15 protein-coding genes are annotated in these 14,321 nt (G+C 50.2%); 1 reads left to right on the top strand and 14 read right to left on the bottom strand.

The genetic code is table 11. From position 1 onward, the window contains the following. The first annotated feature begins 45 nt into the window (after positions 1-45). Positions 46-1,266, top strand: a complete 1,221-nt coding sequence (locus BDT_RS02980) for a hypothetical protein (RefSeq protein WP_015089782.1) — start codon at positions 46-48, stop codon at positions 1,264-1,266. A gap of 56 nt (positions 1,267-1,322) precedes the next feature. Here BDT_RS02980 and BDT_RS02975 read toward each other — a convergent pair whose 3' ends face one another. The 14 genes from BDT_RS02975 to BDT_RS02910 all read right to left on the bottom strand — a co-directional run bounded on the left by BDT_RS02975 (position 1,323) and on the right by BDT_RS02910 (position 14,225). Continuing rightward, a complete protein-coding gene (locus BDT_RS02975; protein ID WP_015089781.1) occupies positions 1,323-2,525 on the bottom strand; it encodes a pyridoxal phosphate-dependent aminotransferase in 1,203 nt (400 codons plus the stop codon). A gap of 10 nt (positions 2,526-2,535) precedes the next feature. Further along, positions 2,536-3,018 carry a pantetheine-phosphate adenylyltransferase gene (gene coaD / locus BDT_RS02970; RefSeq protein WP_041576929.1) on the bottom strand — a complete coding sequence of 161 codons (483 nt, stop codon included), beginning with the start codon at positions 3,016-3,018 and terminating at the stop codon, positions 2,536-2,538. Beyond that, positions 3,011-3,610, bottom strand: a complete 600-nt coding sequence (gene rsmD / locus BDT_RS02965; protein WP_015089779.1) for a 16S rRNA (guanine(966)-N(2))-methyltransferase RsmD — start codon at positions 3,608-3,610, stop codon at positions 3,011-3,013. Before rsmD ends, coaD begins: the two co-directional genes overlap by 8 nt. A gap of 2 nt (positions 3,611-3,612) precedes the next feature. After that, the gene (locus tag BDT_RS02960; protein WP_038451406.1) at positions 3,613-3,960 is read right to left on the bottom strand and encodes a response regulator; all 348 of its coding nucleotides are present in this window, start codon (positions 3,958-3,960) and stop codon (positions 3,613-3,615) included. Then, complete coding sequence (locus BDT_RS02955) at positions 3,957-5,879, bottom strand: ATP-binding protein (protein ID WP_015089777.1); 1,923 nt, start codon at positions 5,877-5,879, stop codon at positions 3,957-3,959. Before BDT_RS02955 ends, BDT_RS02960 begins: the two co-directional genes overlap by 4 nt. Before the next feature lie 34 nt (positions 5,880-5,913). Further along, complete coding sequence (locus BDT_RS02950; protein ID WP_015089776.1) at positions 5,914-6,597, bottom strand: hypothetical protein; 684 nt, start codon at positions 6,595-6,597, stop codon at positions 5,914-5,916. Beyond that, a complete protein-coding gene (locus tag BDT_RS02945; RefSeq protein ID WP_041576927.1) occupies positions 6,584-8,038 on the bottom strand; it encodes a glycosyltransferase family 9 protein in 1,455 nt (484 codons plus the stop codon). The genes BDT_RS02950 and BDT_RS02945 overlap by 14 nt, the downstream gene beginning before the upstream one ends. Before the next feature lie 56 nt (positions 8,039-8,094). Next, a complete protein-coding gene (locus BDT_RS02940) occupies positions 8,095-9,603 on the bottom strand; it encodes a glycosyltransferase family 9 protein (protein WP_015089773.1) in 1,509 nt (502 codons plus the stop codon). Further along, the gene (locus BDT_RS02935; RefSeq protein ID WP_041576925.1) at positions 9,604-10,215 is read right to left on the bottom strand and encodes a hypothetical protein; all 612 of its coding nucleotides are present in this window, start codon (positions 10,213-10,215) and stop codon (positions 9,604-9,606) included. Between the two features lies 1 nt (position 10,216). Then, positions 10,217-11,263 carry a tetratricopeptide repeat protein gene (locus BDT_RS02930; protein WP_015089771.1) on the bottom strand — a complete coding sequence of 349 codons (1,047 nt, stop codon included), beginning with the start codon at positions 11,261-11,263 and terminating at the stop codon, positions 10,217-10,219. 146 nt (positions 11,264-11,409) lie between these two features. Next, positions 11,410-11,835 carry a hypothetical protein gene (locus BDT_RS02925; RefSeq protein WP_015089770.1) on the bottom strand — a complete coding sequence of 142 codons (426 nt, stop codon included), beginning with the start codon at positions 11,833-11,835 and terminating at the stop codon, positions 11,410-11,412. Between the two features lie 23 nt (positions 11,836-11,858). Further along, complete coding sequence (gene fliS / locus BDT_RS02920; protein ID WP_015089769.1) at positions 11,859-12,269, bottom strand: flagellar export chaperone FliS; 411 nt, start codon at positions 12,267-12,269, stop codon at positions 11,859-11,861. Between the two features lie 35 nt (positions 12,270-12,304). Further along, entirely contained in the window at positions 12,305-13,645 is a 1,341-nt protein-coding gene (gene fliD / locus BDT_RS02915) for a flagellar filament capping protein FliD (RefSeq protein WP_235046240.1), read from the bottom strand. Positions 13,646-13,841: 196 nt separating this feature from the next. Continuing rightward, positions 13,842-14,225 (bottom strand): flagellar protein FlaG, encoded by a 384-nt coding sequence (locus tag BDT_RS02910; protein ID WP_015089767.1) that lies wholly within the window; start codon positions 14,223-14,225, stop codon positions 13,842-13,844. Positions 14,226-14,321: the final 96 nt, after the last annotated feature.

Genomic DNA, 14,321 nt, shown 5'->3' with positions numbered 1-14,321 from the left:
CACAAAAATCAGTGTGTTATTATGCAACAAAGGGGAGTGTGGATTATGTCGTTGAAAAAATGGCAAGGGGTGCGTTGGGCCTCTGTGTTGCTGGTGTTGGCTTTGAGTGCCTGTGGACCTGTAAAATTTTCTGCCCCTTCCAACGACGATGTCGGTACGGATGGAAAAACTCCCGATCCGGTTCCAACTCCAGGAACCACTCTTCGCGATGTTCACTACAACAACACCGTTCAAGCCTCTGACAACAAGCTTGATATCATTCTGGTGATCGACGACTCCAACTCCATGCTTCCGGACAACCGCAAACTGGCGGCGAACCTTTCATCTTTTATCACTAAGCTGCAAAACTCCAATATCGACTGGCAGATGTGTGCCACCGTCACCCGCGCCCTTCCGGTGACTGACACCACAAATGCCTGGGGTGCTTCCATCTACTGGCAGAAAAACGCCACCGCCTCCACTTCCCTGGGCATGGTGCTTAAAAAATCCAGCAACGTGGATCTGAGTGCCGTATTCGCCCACACTATTGAATATATTGGTGCCGGCTATAAAAACTCGGATGACGAGCGCGCGATCAAAGCCGCTTATCACCACGTTTATAACGGTGACTATCACTACAATCCCAACAACGGCTGCTATCGTGCGGATGCCGGTATCGCTTATATCATTATCTCTGACGAAGACGAGCGCAGCATCGGTGGCGATGCTTCCCAGCAGGTTTATGCGGGTGAATTGAAAGCCCTTGAAAACGAAGACAAGCCACAAGTGTTTGTCGACTATGTTCGCTCTACTTTCGGGGCTACTCAACGTTTCACGGTGAATTCCATCATCGTAAAGCCGGGTGATTCTTCCTGTAAGGCGTCCCAGGACGCTGGCGGCGCAAAAAGCCATTACGGCTTTAAGTACGCGGAACTGTCTCAGCTGACTGGTGGTGGCGTCGGCAGTATCTGTGACAGCGACTATTCCATGAACTTGAATTTGTTCATTGATAAGATCAAAGACTCTTTAAGCTCTGTGCCTTTAGAGTGTACTCCGGTAGGTACGGTGAACGTGACCATCACACCAAGCATTGGGACGGTTGAATCCCGCGTGGAAGGCCAAAGCATCGTCTTTAGCACAGCCGTTCCAGCAGGCCGCACTGTCGACATTACTTACCAGTGTGCCGATGACAGCCGCAGCCCAAGCTCTGTCGGCGGCAAAGTGACCCCGCTGAAAGAAGAAGGCTTCTTCAGCCGAATGCTGAGCTTCTTCAGAAATCTGTTCTAACCGGAATAATAAATGAAAATAAAAAAGGCCTTGAGTGATCAAGGCCTTTTGCTTTTTTACACAAGCTGACTGACAAGATCCTTCATGCGGGCTACCCCCCGCTTCATGGTCTCTTCTGAAACCGCAAAGCTTAAACGCATGAACCCTTCGGTTCCGCATTCAGCCCCAGGCACGGTCGCCACAAAGAATTTTTCCAGCAGCACATCACAGAAATCTTTTGAGGTTCTGATCACGCGGTCTTGATAGGACTTCCCGAGATGTGCACGGATGTCGACCCAGAAATAGAAAGCCCCTTGCGGTTCGGCGGTTTTAAAACCCGGCACTGTTTCAAGCTCTTTCAAACCTGAATTCTTGCGGGCCACAAGCTTAGCCACCACGTCCTTGATATCCGCTTCCGAGGTCTTAATCGCCGAAAGCAGCGCATGCTGGGAAATACTGGAAGGTGAACCCGTGCTTTGGCTTTGATAGTCCGCCATTGCCGTGATCAGGCGCTCTGGGCCCGAAGCCCAGCCAATGCGCCAGCCGGTCATGGAATAGGCCTTGGATCCGCCATTCACCAGCACTGTGCGATCCTTCAGATCCGGCGCGACGGTTAGAATGTGCGGAGCGACCGTGCTGCCATCAAAGACCAGGCGGTTGTAAATGTCGTCAGAAATAATCACCACTTGCGGGTGTTTGCGCAGAACTTCGGCCAGGGCTTTTAGTTCATCCGCCGAGTACTGCAAACCCGTCGGGTTGCTGGGTGAACAGAACAAGAAGCCTTTGGTTTTGGCATTGATCGCCGCTTCCAATTTTTCAGGCGTGATTTTGAAGTTTTCCATTTCGCCGCATTCAACGATGTGAGGCACACCGTCCGCCAGCTCCACCATCGCGGGATAGCTGACCCAGTACGGAGTCGCAATCACGACCTCATCCCCTGGCGAGCAGATCATCTGCAGCACTGAAAAGATGATGTACTTCGCACCGGAAGCCACGGTGATTTCTTTCGGGGAATATTCAAACCCCAGTTCAGATTTCAACTTTTCAGAAATGGATTTTCTAAGCTCCACCGTGCCATTGGCCGGAGTGTACTTGGTAATGCCTTTTTGGATGGCCTCAATGCCAGCGTCGGAAGCGCCCTTGAAAGTGGGCCAATCCGGCTCTCCAACGGTCAGGGAGATCACATCGTGCCCCTGGGCAGCCAGCTCTTTGGCCTTTGCTACCAGAAACAGGGTCGGAGAAGGCTTCAGATTTTGCGCTCGTTTGGAAAGCTGAATCAAGATTCGCTCCTTACTTTCTGATTTTTTTCTCCATCGCTTCGACCACGACGTCCGGCACCAGGCCTTTCAAGGCGCCACCGTTGATGGCCACCTCTTTCACCCCGCGCGAAGAAATATAATAGAACTCGGGGCTGGCAAAGACCAAAAGGGTTTCAAAGTCCGGCGCCAACTTGCGATTCATGTTCGCCATGGTCATCTCGTACTCGAAATCCGACACCGCACGCAAGCCCCGCACGATCACCTGGGCTTTGGCTTTTTTCATGTACTCCACCGTCAGACCGCCAAAGATATCGACTTTGACGTTTTTCAGATGGGACAAGGATTTTTCGATCAAAGTCTTTCTTTCTTCAACAGAAAACATGCTCTGTTTCTGTGAAGATTGTGCAACCAACACGATGACTTCTTCATACAAAGGGGAAATACGGTTGATAATATCAACATGCCCCATTGTGATGGGGTCAAAGCTTCCTGGGTAAACGGCAATTTTACTCATGGTGTTCCTCTTCGGCTGCCGGTTCTTCATCCTGTTCCAAGGCACTTTCGTGACAGAACATACTTAGGATTTTATCGCCATATTCTTTTTTGCTGTAACGAATCACAGAGCCGTAACGGTCTTCCATGCGTTCTTTGGCCTGGGACTCAATCGCCAGCAGGGTCGTTTTGCCAAAGGCTGCACTGGTACTGGCTGCTTCCATTACGAAGTGAGCCATCTTTTCAGTGAACGGCGGATCGGCAAAGATAATATTGAACGGTTCACCCTCGTAGGATTTCAAATAAGCGATCACGTCCATATTGACGATCTTGTAATCCGCAGCCGGCACACGCAGTTTTTCAAAATTCTTGCGCGTGATGACCAGCGACTTGGGGTTCTTTTCAACGAAAGTGCAGAACTCCGCCCCGCGCGACAAAGCCTCAATGCCCAGATTGCCGGTGCCGCAGAACAAGTCCACTACGCGAGCGCCGTCGATATCAAACTGCAATTTATTGAACAGGGTTTCTTTCACCCGATCCGTTGTGGGGCGGATGTGGTCGGCATCAAATGCCACCAGCTGATGTCCACGATATTTCCCCGCAATAATTCTCATGACTACAAATCCTCTGCCATTTTCACAACGGCAAAAATATCTTCAAAAGGCTTCGGCACAAAAAGATTCGCACCCATCTGCTGGGCGGTTTCCATATTGTGTTCACCAGCGAACGCTGACATCAGAATCACTTTGGCTTTGGATTGATCGCGCATTTCCTTCAAAACTTCAGGACCGGTGCGACCCGGCATCAGCACATCCAAAAACACCAGATCCGGATTGGAAGTCTGCCACAGTTGCAGGCCTTCATTGCCATCACCGGCCTCCAGCACGTCATGACCCTTGCCTTTCAAGGCACGACTCAAAGAGCGGCGGACCAGAGCTTCATCATCAACAATTAAAATCTTCAAGGCGCATTCCTTTGCGGAAGCACGATCGTGAAACAAGTCCCGTGGGGATCCACGTCTCGGAATTCGATGGTGCCTCCGAATTTTTCAATGACTGACTTAGACATACTTAACCCAAGACCGGTACCAAGTCCCTCTTTTTTTGTCGTAAAGAAGGGTTCAAAGATGCGTCGACGGATGTCTTCCGGAATGCCCGGCCCGGTGTCTTCAATCTCCAGCACCACAGATCCATTGACCAAACTAGTGCGCAGGCTCAAGCGGCCCGGATCTTTCATGGCCTGACAGGCATTGTTTATCAGATTAAAGACCACCTGCTGCAACAAATGCGGCTCCACATAAACCGTGGAGCCCAAAGTTTGTAAATCCACCTCCAGGCGGTGGGTGCGCAACGCCGACTTCAACATCGGCAAAGTGCGCTCAACGACCTCATCCACGCTGATGAATTCCGAAGGCTGGTCTTCCCCTTTCGAAAAATCGAGCAGGTTTTTAATAATGCGCTGAGACCGTGCTGTGGCCTTTTCAATCTCGACCAGATCTGAATGCAGATTGCTGCCCTCTTCGGCTTCCTGCAGCAGCACCTGCGACAACGAGCGAAGACCGGTCAATGGATTATTCAGTTCATGGGCGATGTTTCCGGCCAGCAAACCAATGGCTCCCATTTTTTCACTTTGCAGCATGCGCAGGTAAAGTTCGCGGGACTGGGTGATATCCACATACTGGTTCACAACGTTTGTTGGACGACTGCCCTGATCCAAAAGCACCGGATAGCTGTGCACCTGATAGATGCGCCCATCCACCTGAATCTGGCCCGCGGCCGGTGCGCCTTCCTTCAAAGCCTGCGGCACCGGACACCCTTCACACGTGGCTTTGCGATGAGCAAAGCTTTCATAACACTTGTGGTGCATGAAGCGGTCACTGAATTTGCGATTGGCGCGAACCACGTTGTAGTCGATGTCCACAATCGCAATAGGGTCGCGCATACCATCGAAGGTCTTTTCCCAACGATACGAAAAACTGGAAAGCTGGTTTTCCAGCAGAACACGGTCCAAAGCCATACTTAACGGACGAACCCGGTCGTTCATGAAATCCATGAACGGCCCCATCTCTTTGTCGTTCAGCGAGTTCTCAATACACAGAATCGCTTCGCCTTCACCGCTGGTCAGGTGACTGGTCATACGCAGTTCAAAAGGCACAACATACGCTTTAACAAACGGACGGCCAAAGTGATTGGCAAACGAGCGAATCAGCTCCGCACTGGGCACTTGCGCTGTCTTGGGAAATTCAAAATAGCTGGTGGATTCGGTCTGAGTGAAATGCCCGGACTGAAAACTTAAGAAGAAGGTTTTTGATCCACCCAAGCGGAAGGCCAAGATCGGATCTCCCATCTTGTGGAACTTGCGAAGTTCCTTGCGCAGGATCGCCAGGATGTCTTCAAATGACGTCTGCGTCGCAAGATCCTTGATGAAACGAATCAACTGGCGTTCCCGGGTCAACTTTTCGCTTTCCTCATGGTGGGACATTTCAATGTACTGGGTGCGCTCTTCAACCATGCCCTCCAGGGAATGGGTCAGGGCTTCCAGCTGTTTGTTCTGGTGGGAAGATTCTTTCAGCAGCAAAGAGCGAGATAAAAACATCGCGTGCTTTTGCAAAGCGTTTTCGAGCTGTTCCCAGATCTCATGCTCCGTCAAAGGCCAGCGCATGAAGCGGTACACCTGGGCTTTGTTGATGCCCTCGCGGACCTCTTGTTCGTTAAGTTCTTCTGCGATCAAAATACGCGGAGCCATCGGCTGCAACAGGCGGGCTTGGTACAAAAATTCCAACGCATCAGAGTTGCCGACTTCCTGGACTAAGATCGAGGAAAAACGCTGACTCTGCAAAAGCAAAAGGGCCTCAGCAATAGAGGCCCTGAAAATGATCTCCACTTCCCGCTTTTGAAACGGGAAAAAGTGGGGAAGTCTAATTGGCGATACGTTTCCGACCCATAGAATGGGATCGAGCTTGTTCGGAATCGAACTGATTTCCTGTGTATTCGCCATTAAGTGATTTCTCCAACACCTTCAGGTGGTCCAGCCACATCTGAAGAACATTGTTTAAATCATACTCCAGGACATCCGCTAAAAGAACAAAATCCTTATTTTCCAGAGCGCGCAAGGCCTCAAGAACTGTTCTTTTGCTTTCAGCTTCGGTTTTATCCCAGTCCAGTGGCGTGGCGCCAAAGAACTGATCACCCATGGTTTCTTTGATCGTCATCGCACTGTCGATCAGGAACTCACAATTGTGAACCAGATCGTGAATGGATTTTAAAAGACCGCTCAGGCCCTGAGCACGCATGCGCTTGGCCAGGTTTTCATTTTGTTGAATCAATTCCGGCATCGCCTCAATCCAGCCGCGCAAAACAATGCCCGTCAGATCACGGCTGTTTTCAGTCAGATACTCCAAGGTTTCAATCTGCTCCAGCGTCACTGTTGAAAAACGCGCCTCATCGGCTTCAGCCACTTCCAGACCGTTGACGATATAACGGCAAACAACCTGGTTGGTATGGCGCAGGTCCGATTCAATATCACTGAACACGCGCGCCAAAGGAATATTCTCGTTATAGAAATTGCGAAGATCGTCTCCGCTGACTTTAAACCGCTCCATTGCCTGCCTCTTCCTTGAGTGCCTCATGTGGAATGTATACATGAAGGTAGCGTTTGAATCGCTCATGCACATTCAATGTTGCGGTACGGATTTCCTCGAGCGAGCCGGGTGCAATGCGGATTCTTTCCGCTTGATACCAGCTTACTAGAGGACTCAATTCCGGAACCATTCGGCTAATGTTGTTGATAACTTCTTCGGCGCTATCCAGGAAAGGAGCGACCTTGGCCACCCCCAGCTCTGGAATCAACGCCAGCTGTTCCATCGCAAAAGTATTGATATCATTCAGTTTCATGGCCCCTTGCAGGATCTCCATGCGGTCGGCCACCGGGAAACTGCCGCCCATATAAAGAGCCTCCACTAACTGCCACTGGAAGGCTTCTGAAGGCGCCTCTTCGCGAGCATAGCTCACAAGGCCGCCCGTTCTAACGATCAGTCCTTCGCGGACCTCACCATCCAAAAGATCCCCCAGCACCGCACCCAGGTCCTCGGCCACCACTTCGGATTCACTTTCGCGGCGATAGATAAAGGACAGACTTGCTTTCGGGCCCGTCTCCCAGAAATTCACGGGGCCCACACTGACGTTCAAAGTCGGTGTGTCCGTCAAAGAGGCAATATGAACAGGCGCACTGTCGCAACCCACCAGCACTTCAGCTTTCTTGATGATCGCTGGCAGTTCGGACACCTGCGTGCGGCCCGCCAGATTCACAAAAGTCATATCCGGCACCTGGGTTTCAATCTGCAGCGCCAATGGCGCTTCGGCAGCTGAACCGATCAGCACCACTGGAAGATGCGCATATCTTTGCGAAGTCACCTTCAAGGCGCGCACCCATGCATCGGGGCTTAAAGCCTTCTGTGGATCGCTGGCACCGACATGCAAAACCATGTATCGTTCAGGCAAAGTCACTGAAGCTTCCTGATACGTGGAAATGCCCCAGTCCTCTTCGGTGTACTGTACATCGACCATGGATGCCAGAATGTCCGCCACGTGAACGCGGTTGGGCTTATCAAGTCCCACTTGGGCATAGAAATAGGCACTGACGTCATCAGCAAAACACAAACTGCCGTCGGCGTTACGGGTGTAACCGCTCACCACCGTGTTTGGCTCTGACAAAGCATGAGTCAGATAGCTTGAAAATGGGGAAAACGTAAAATTAATGATGCGGTCGAATTGTTCGGACTTCAAAGTCGTCACAAATTCGTCCATATGACTCAAAGACGCTTCCAGATCCGGTTCCGTCTGAATCAGCGGCGTCAGAATCTGACTTGAAGGCAATGACCAATGACGATCCACCGCCTGCAACCCTTCAAGGGCGCTTTCAAAGCGCGGACGAGTCAGAATATGAATCTCTGCCGTGGGATAAGTACGACGCAGGCCCTGCAAAACAGGCCAGGTCATATAGATGTCCCCGAGCCTAGCGAGTTGCAGGATGAGTATTTTCATTTTTAATCTGTTCCTTAACGAGTTCTTTCAACAACTGAACTTTTTCAGCTTCCTTGCTATAGCTTTGCGTCTTCAAGATCTCGCTGTAGGCTTTTTCCAGTCTCTTCAAAGCCACTGATAGATAGTTGTCCAATTCCTTTTGCATAGTACGCTCCTTCCATGGAGAGAGATTGCAAATGACGAGTCAATGTTTCACGAATTGCCAAAAGCTCGGCCTGATCTTCCAGATCCGCTTTCACGCGATCCAGAACCTGGGTCGCCTGAGAATAGCGGGCCAGCAGGGATTCCACGAACCCCTGGAAATAACCGGCGTCATCTTTTTTACTTTTAATAATATCCTGAGCCACCAAGATCAGTTCAGCCACATCCGTTGCTGAAACCGTTTTGCGGCTGGTCAGCATTTCCCGTGACGGTAACGCCGCGATAATGCGTTTTTGCCAAGCCAGGTAAATCTGCGTTTTTTCCTGATAGCTGTTCAAAGCCAGCAACAGGTTCTTTTCCGGATGGGAATCCAACAGCTGCTGCAAAGCCGCTACATACGCAGGCTCAGCATCGCGCGAAGCTTTATCCAAATAAAGCTTCCAGGTCGCCCGCTCCAAAGATCCCGCGGTGTTTTCGATATTCCGGGATTCACCACTAAGTTCATCCCACACCTCACCGAACACACGTTCCACGGTGATATCTTCAGTCAGTATTCTTGCGTTTTCGGAAAACGCCCCGGTTTTCACAGCATCGCTGGTGCCCATAACCAGTTCCACCAAAGGGACGCCCATTTGCGCTGCCAGATGTTTGATGCTGGTGTCGCCGGTAACCAGCAACGCACAGTCTTGCAGATGCTTGCGGGCTTCGGACAGATCACAGATCAAAAGATCTTTTTCCGAAAATGCGCTTAACAAGGTTTCGCGTTCAAACGGAGCCCCCAGAATCTGAACCTTGTAATCCACGAGGGCCATTTCAATGGTTCTTTTCAGTTGAACGAAATTATCCAGGCCCCAGTTTTTAGCTGTCTGACTGGTCAGACACTGGAACAGAATGGATTTGCTTTTCTTGCGAACCCCGGCGGCCTGAGGCCGCACCGGAAGGTTGAAGGAATTCCCCAACAGCTCCACGTAGTGGAACAAGGACTTTTGGGCCCCCGAAAAGCGGTCGTTAAAGTATTTAAGCCAGCGGTTGTCCATTCCACGGAAGCGACCGTCTTCTTGATGAAGACCACGCTTTTCCGGGATCTCCAAAGCGCCCAGCAAATAGGCACTGAGCCTGTTATGAGTAAAATTATAAGCCAGATCGTACTTCTCGCCATTCAGCGACTGTACAAGCTCTTCCAGCACGGAATAGGAATATAGAATATTAAAGCCGCTCTCGCCCAGGCCCCGCTGCAAAGTTTCCCGGTCAAAATGGATGTACTTATCCACCACACCGTGAAGGATGCGTTCGACATTTGCGAACTGACGGTTCATCAGCAGATGAATCTCGGCCGTGGGATGTTTTTCCCGCAGACCGCGCAGCAGAGGTTCCTGCTGGATGATGTCACCAAGCCTCAGAAGAGAGACAACCAGAATCTTCATTTATTTCACCAATTCACCGAGCACGCGGAAAATCTGTTTATTAGTTTCAGGCATCGCAGAAGCCTCAATCACCGGAATCACATCGTTGATGGACAACAACTGATTTGGCTGCAGATAAAGGGCTTTCATGTTGATACCGAATTCTTCGAAATGATAACGAACGGATTCCACCGAACGACCCGTCAGGTGCGCGAACGCTTCAGTGAAGAACTGAGCCTGCGCCCCCCAGCATTCCTGGAAAGAAAGAACGAAAGAGCGATGATTCAGCACTTCCTGGAACAGTTCAGACTTGAAAAGATCCTGAGCGGTTTGCACCACACGAATCTCTACACGGTCTTCCAGATCCGGGAACTGGGAACGGAACACTGGAATCAGGGATTCACGGGATTCAATCACCGTGATACGCACATCCGGATCCACGTCCGCCAAAGCCGCCACATGGAAACCGGCGCCAAGACCCACAACCACAACATGCTCTGCCGGCAAAACACCCAAAGAATAAGCCCACTTCAAGCCCTCACCGCGCGGATCGCGCAAAGAAGCCAGGGCCTGCCCCTCTTCAAAAGCAATCAAAGATGATTCGTGATTTTCAGAGAATGTGATCATAGGCATTTTAAGCAACCTTCTGTGATGCGGTGATTTTCTTTTTAAGATTTCTGACTTCTTTGTGATCAGGATTCCAAAGAAGAACGCGCTCGATTTCAAGCATCGCCTGCTCGACCTGACCGGCACTGCACAGCAGATTGATCAGAACCAGGGACATGTCTTCATCTTCTTCCACACTTGCAAGATAACCCTGAAGAGCTTCGATGGCTTTTTGTAACTTACCATCACGCAGACCCCAGTTCGCAGCCAGATGAACGGCTGTACGGTTTTGTGGATTGATATCGATAGCTGTTTCAATATTGGCCCAAGCCAGTTCCATATCACCGAATTGGCTGTGTACCATGGCAAGGCCAACCCAGGCTTTGTCATTTTCCGGATTTATTTCAACGGCTTTACGGAAGCAGTACAGGGACTTGTCATAATCGCCACGCTGAACTTCCAACGTACCGAAGTTCACCAGCAGCACATCAGACTGCGGGTTCATTGTGTAAGCTTTATTATAGTATTCTTCCGCGCCGTCGAAGTCGCCCTGACGCACGAAAATATTGCCCATGTTTTTGTAGGTCTCAAACAAAGTGTCGGACTCATCTGTCAGAACAGCCAAAGCTTCAAAGTATTTGTCCAAAGCTTCCTGATCGCGACCGGATTTATATAAAGACGTGGCGTAGCCATGCAGGCTTTCAAAGCCATAGTCAACTTGCGCCAGGGTCTTTCTGACGATCAAGGCTTCAGAATTGCGGGACATCTTGTCCAGACAGTTCGCCAGCATGTTCAATGTTGCAGGATTTTTGGAATCTTTATTGCTGGCTTCGCGTAACAGATTCATCGCCAGAGGGTATTCACGATGTTTCATCAATACTTGCGCGTGACGAATGAAGTTGGCTACACGAGGGTCCGTGATTCTTTCTTCTTTGACTTCCGGCAGTTCCGCATCGAAATCGGCAATGGCCTGTTGCGGATCAAAATAAATTTTAGTGGATTCCTGAACGAACTCAGGACCTGATTGGTCACCGGAAATTTCACTGGACTTTTGAACGATCTGATTTTCCAACATCTGTTGTGCTCTCCTCGCGAAGACTTGATGGAGCAACACAGATGCCAATGGGTCGTTTGTGATTTAATTGAATCTGAGGCAAGTTCAGCCAGTTGTTTGACTCTTTGGCCAAACTCGCCGTCATGTTTTTGTCAGGAAAATTTTTCCTAGACCTCTTCATCCAGACGCTGATTGAAGGTCTTGGTCTTGTAACCACCCACAGCCTTACGGTTGCGGCGAACCTCCTGCAGTTCACGGATAATCGAGTTCTTGGCCATTTCAATGCAAGCCAACACTTGAATATCCTGCTCGATAATGCGGGCAACATATTCATCCTTGATGGACAAAGCCTCTTTCACCTCGCGGCGTTCGTTGTCAGCGATCACGCTGTCTGCACCGATCTCGGAGTGAGCCTTTTCAATCTGGGCGTCCACATACTTAAGCACATCCAGAATGCGGTCACGGGTCTGATAGAAGTGCTCCAGATTGTCAAACTGCCCTTGGGCGAAGTTTGCCAATTCCACTTCATTCAGTGCATAGAATTTTTCGAGGTAATGATTCTTTTCGTTCAACAAGGTGATAATTCTGGTCATGTCCCCTCCACAGTGACTCATTCTTAGCCTGCTTTTTTGTCTGGTGAATTGTTGGTTTCCTGCTTCAACTTTTCCACTGCCTGAACCCAGCCGTCATACAGCGTGTTCAGAAGCTTCAAGTTTTCTTTCAATGGCTCAGGACTGCCTGTGATATTGGCTTTGGTGTATTGCTCCATCATGAACATATAAAGCTGTTCAAGCTGGTTCGCGACATCGCCACCGACTTTGTGATCCAGAGTGTTGTTCAGTTCCATAATGATATCGAAGGCGCGCCCAATGTTCGTGCCGCGATCTGCGATTTTCTTTTCTTCGGCTGCCTTGATAGCCAGCTTCGTGAATTTAATGGCACCTTCGTAAAGCATCAGCAGGATTTTTTCGCGGCTGGCGCTTTGTACTGAAGTCGTTTTGTACTTCTGATATGCATTTTTGTTCATAGACCCCTCACTCCATTCTTACTTATTCAACGTTCTTATGCCTTGGGTGCCATCGCTGCGAAGCGTGCCTGCTGCGCATTGAGGTCCGACATCTTTGACTCCAGATCCGCGAATTTGCGTCGCAGACTGTCTTCTTTTCTTTCCAACTGGCGTTCTTTCGTTTCAATACGGTTGTTCACCTGCTTGATACGATCCTCCAAACCACGTTTACGGTTGGAGATGGTGCCGAACTGCCCGTTCACCAGATTCCCGATCTCACGCTTCACGGTCGCCACAAAACCTGTGTTAAAACCGTCACCGCGCAGAAACGCCGCCACCGCCTGTGGGTTGGCCTGCAGTACTTTGTTGAACTTGTCTTGCGAGAAGTTCAGGGTACCGTTTCTGTTGAACTCAATCCCCAGCTCACCCACACGGCGAATCGGAGATTCCACACCCATTTGCGGATTCAAAATCACCCGGCGCAGGCTGTTCTCAATCGAGCGCAGCATGCCGTCACCACCCAAAGGGCCCAGGGACGGGTTCTTGCCGTTACCAGCCTGGAGCTTGCTCTGCTTCTGGATGAAATCCAGAGCCGCATTGTAAGCGTCCACGAAGCTTTTGATCTTGCCGCTGATGACCTCAAGATTTTCTTTCACTGAAAGACGAATCTCGCGTCCCGGCGCCGCAGATTTAAAATCCAAAGTCACGCCCGGCACCAAATCCGTGGATTTGTTGTCGGGAAGTTCAATCTCAAAGCCATCGACTTTGACCTTCGCGTTCTGCGCTTTGCGCGACTCTTCGAAGTACATGTCCTGATCCCCGTCCAAAAGATAAATTTTTGGAAAGGTCACCTGGCTGTCGTTACCCGTGGAAAGACCCGATACAAGAAGCTTGAACGGATTTTCCTGGTCCTTGCGGTCTTCCAGCACCTGGGCTTTCAAGCCCACGTTGGCAGCGTTGATTTGTTTCATCACGCCATCCAAAGTGGAGTTGGATCCGTTGATGTACACCTCTTTCGTCCCCTCGGGGGTTTGGAATTTGATGTAACCAACACCGATCTGAGTCTGATCCTTGTCCGGGAAACCGTTGGACATGGCCGCTGGCTTTTGCGCCAACTGCACCACTTCCAGCGAGTATTCCCCGGGAATGGCCATTTGCGGGTCGACTTGGCCTTCCACTACATTGGGATCGCCACTAAGAAACTTTTTGTCGACAAAACCGCTGGTGGAAGTCATCTCACCCAGATTCTTGGTGATATCATTCACCTTGGATTCCAGATCCTGCACCAGCTTGAGCTTGTCTTCCTGCTTGGCGCGACCGACTTCCATTTGTTTCACGGGAATTCGCTCAGCTTCCATCAGCTGCTCAACGATATTTGGTGGTAGCCCAGAGGCCATGCCGGTTATACGAATCCCTGCCATGAATTCATTGTGTCAAAATGATTCAATGACCGTGAGTCAATTAAATGTCTCTAGGAAAGGCCAGTGGAGAGGCTTTCAGGGCTCTAATGAAAATAAACCCACAGGGATTTTGACAGGGTCCTGATTTGCTGGACCTCTTGCCGGGAATCTTATGCACTTTTGAAATTAAAACTTATGCGGAACGCTTAAGCAGCTGTCCTCGAGAAGAGTTATCAGATGGCAAAGTCCATAATTCCAGTTCAGGAATTCGGCGGATAATCGTGCCCAGATTGTCTTTCACGACAACAAAGCGTCCATCGCCTTCGTCTTCAAGCTCTACGGTCCACTTGTGTTCTTTCATTGCTGGCAGACTGCGCAGGTGATCCATGGCTTTTTCAAGCTGCTCTTCAGTCATCGGCTCGCGCTGTTGCTGCTGATTCTGATATTGCTCTTGCCCGTTGGCATCACGATCGTGTGCAGAATCGGACTGAATCGTCTTTCCGATCGAATCAACATGGCGAACTTCATTGTTCGGTAGAATGTTGGAAATCAGTCCCTTGATATTCATGCCCAACATATCGGCACATTCCCCCCTCCCCAAAAGGTGCCTGGTTGTTTTTTCTGGCAATAGCGCATCATTCCCAGACAGAAGTCGTCCCAATATACGACTTCC

It is taken from the genome of Bdellovibrio bacteriovorus str. Tiberius (assembly GCF_000317895.1).
In the GTDB taxonomy this organism is placed as follows: Bacteria; Bdellovibrionota; Bdellovibrionia; order Bdellovibrionales; family Bdellovibrionaceae; genus Bdellovibrio; species Bdellovibrio bacteriovorus_F.
The sequence above is the reverse complement of the archived record's forward strand: the minus strand, read 5'-3'. Positions and strand labels throughout refer to the sequence as shown.

Excerpts from the sequence above, each read along its gene's own strand:
- BDT_RS02980 (WP_015089782.1), top strand. The coding sequence starts at position 46 with ATGTCGTTGAAAAAATGGCAAGGGGTGCGTTGGGCCTCTGTGTTGCTG.
- coaD (WP_041576929.1), bottom strand. The coding sequence starts at position 3,018 with ATGAGTAAAATTGCCGTTTACCCAGGAAGCTTTGACCCCATCACAATG.
- rsmD (WP_015089779.1), bottom strand. The coding sequence starts at position 3,610 with ATGAGAATTATTGCGGGGAAATATCGTGGACATCAGCTGGTGGCATTT.
- BDT_RS02950 (WP_015089776.1), bottom strand. The coding sequence starts at position 6,597 with ATGGAGCGGTTTAAAGTCAGCGGAGACGATCTTCGCAATTTCTATAAC.
- BDT_RS02945 (WP_041576927.1), bottom strand. The coding sequence starts at position 8,038 with ATGAAAATACTCATCCTGCAACTCGCTAGGCTCGGGGACATCTATATG.
- BDT_RS02940 (WP_015089773.1), bottom strand. The coding sequence starts at position 9,603 with ATGAAGATTCTGGTTGTCTCTCTTCTGAGGCTTGGTGACATCATCCAG.
- BDT_RS02935 (WP_041576925.1), bottom strand. The coding sequence starts at position 10,215 with ATGCCTATGATCACATTCTCTGAAAATCACGAATCATCTTTGATTGCT.
- BDT_RS02930 (WP_015089771.1), bottom strand. The coding sequence starts at position 11,263 with ATGTTGGAAAATCAGATCGTTCAAAAGTCCAGTGAAATTTCCGGTGAC.
- BDT_RS02925 (WP_015089770.1), bottom strand. The coding sequence starts at position 11,835 with ATGACCAGAATTATCACCTTGTTGAACGAAAAGAATCATTACCTCGAA.
- fliS (WP_015089769.1), bottom strand. The coding sequence starts at position 12,269 with ATGAACAAAAATGCATATCAGAAGTACAAAACGACTTCAGTACAAAGC.
- fliD (WP_235046240.1), bottom strand. The coding sequence starts at position 13,645 with ATGGCCTCTGGGCTACCACCAAATATCGTTGAGCAGCTGATGGAAGCT.
- BDT_RS02910 (WP_015089767.1), bottom strand. The coding sequence starts at position 14,225 with ATGTTGGGCATGAATATCAAGGGACTGATTTCCAACATTCTACCGAAC.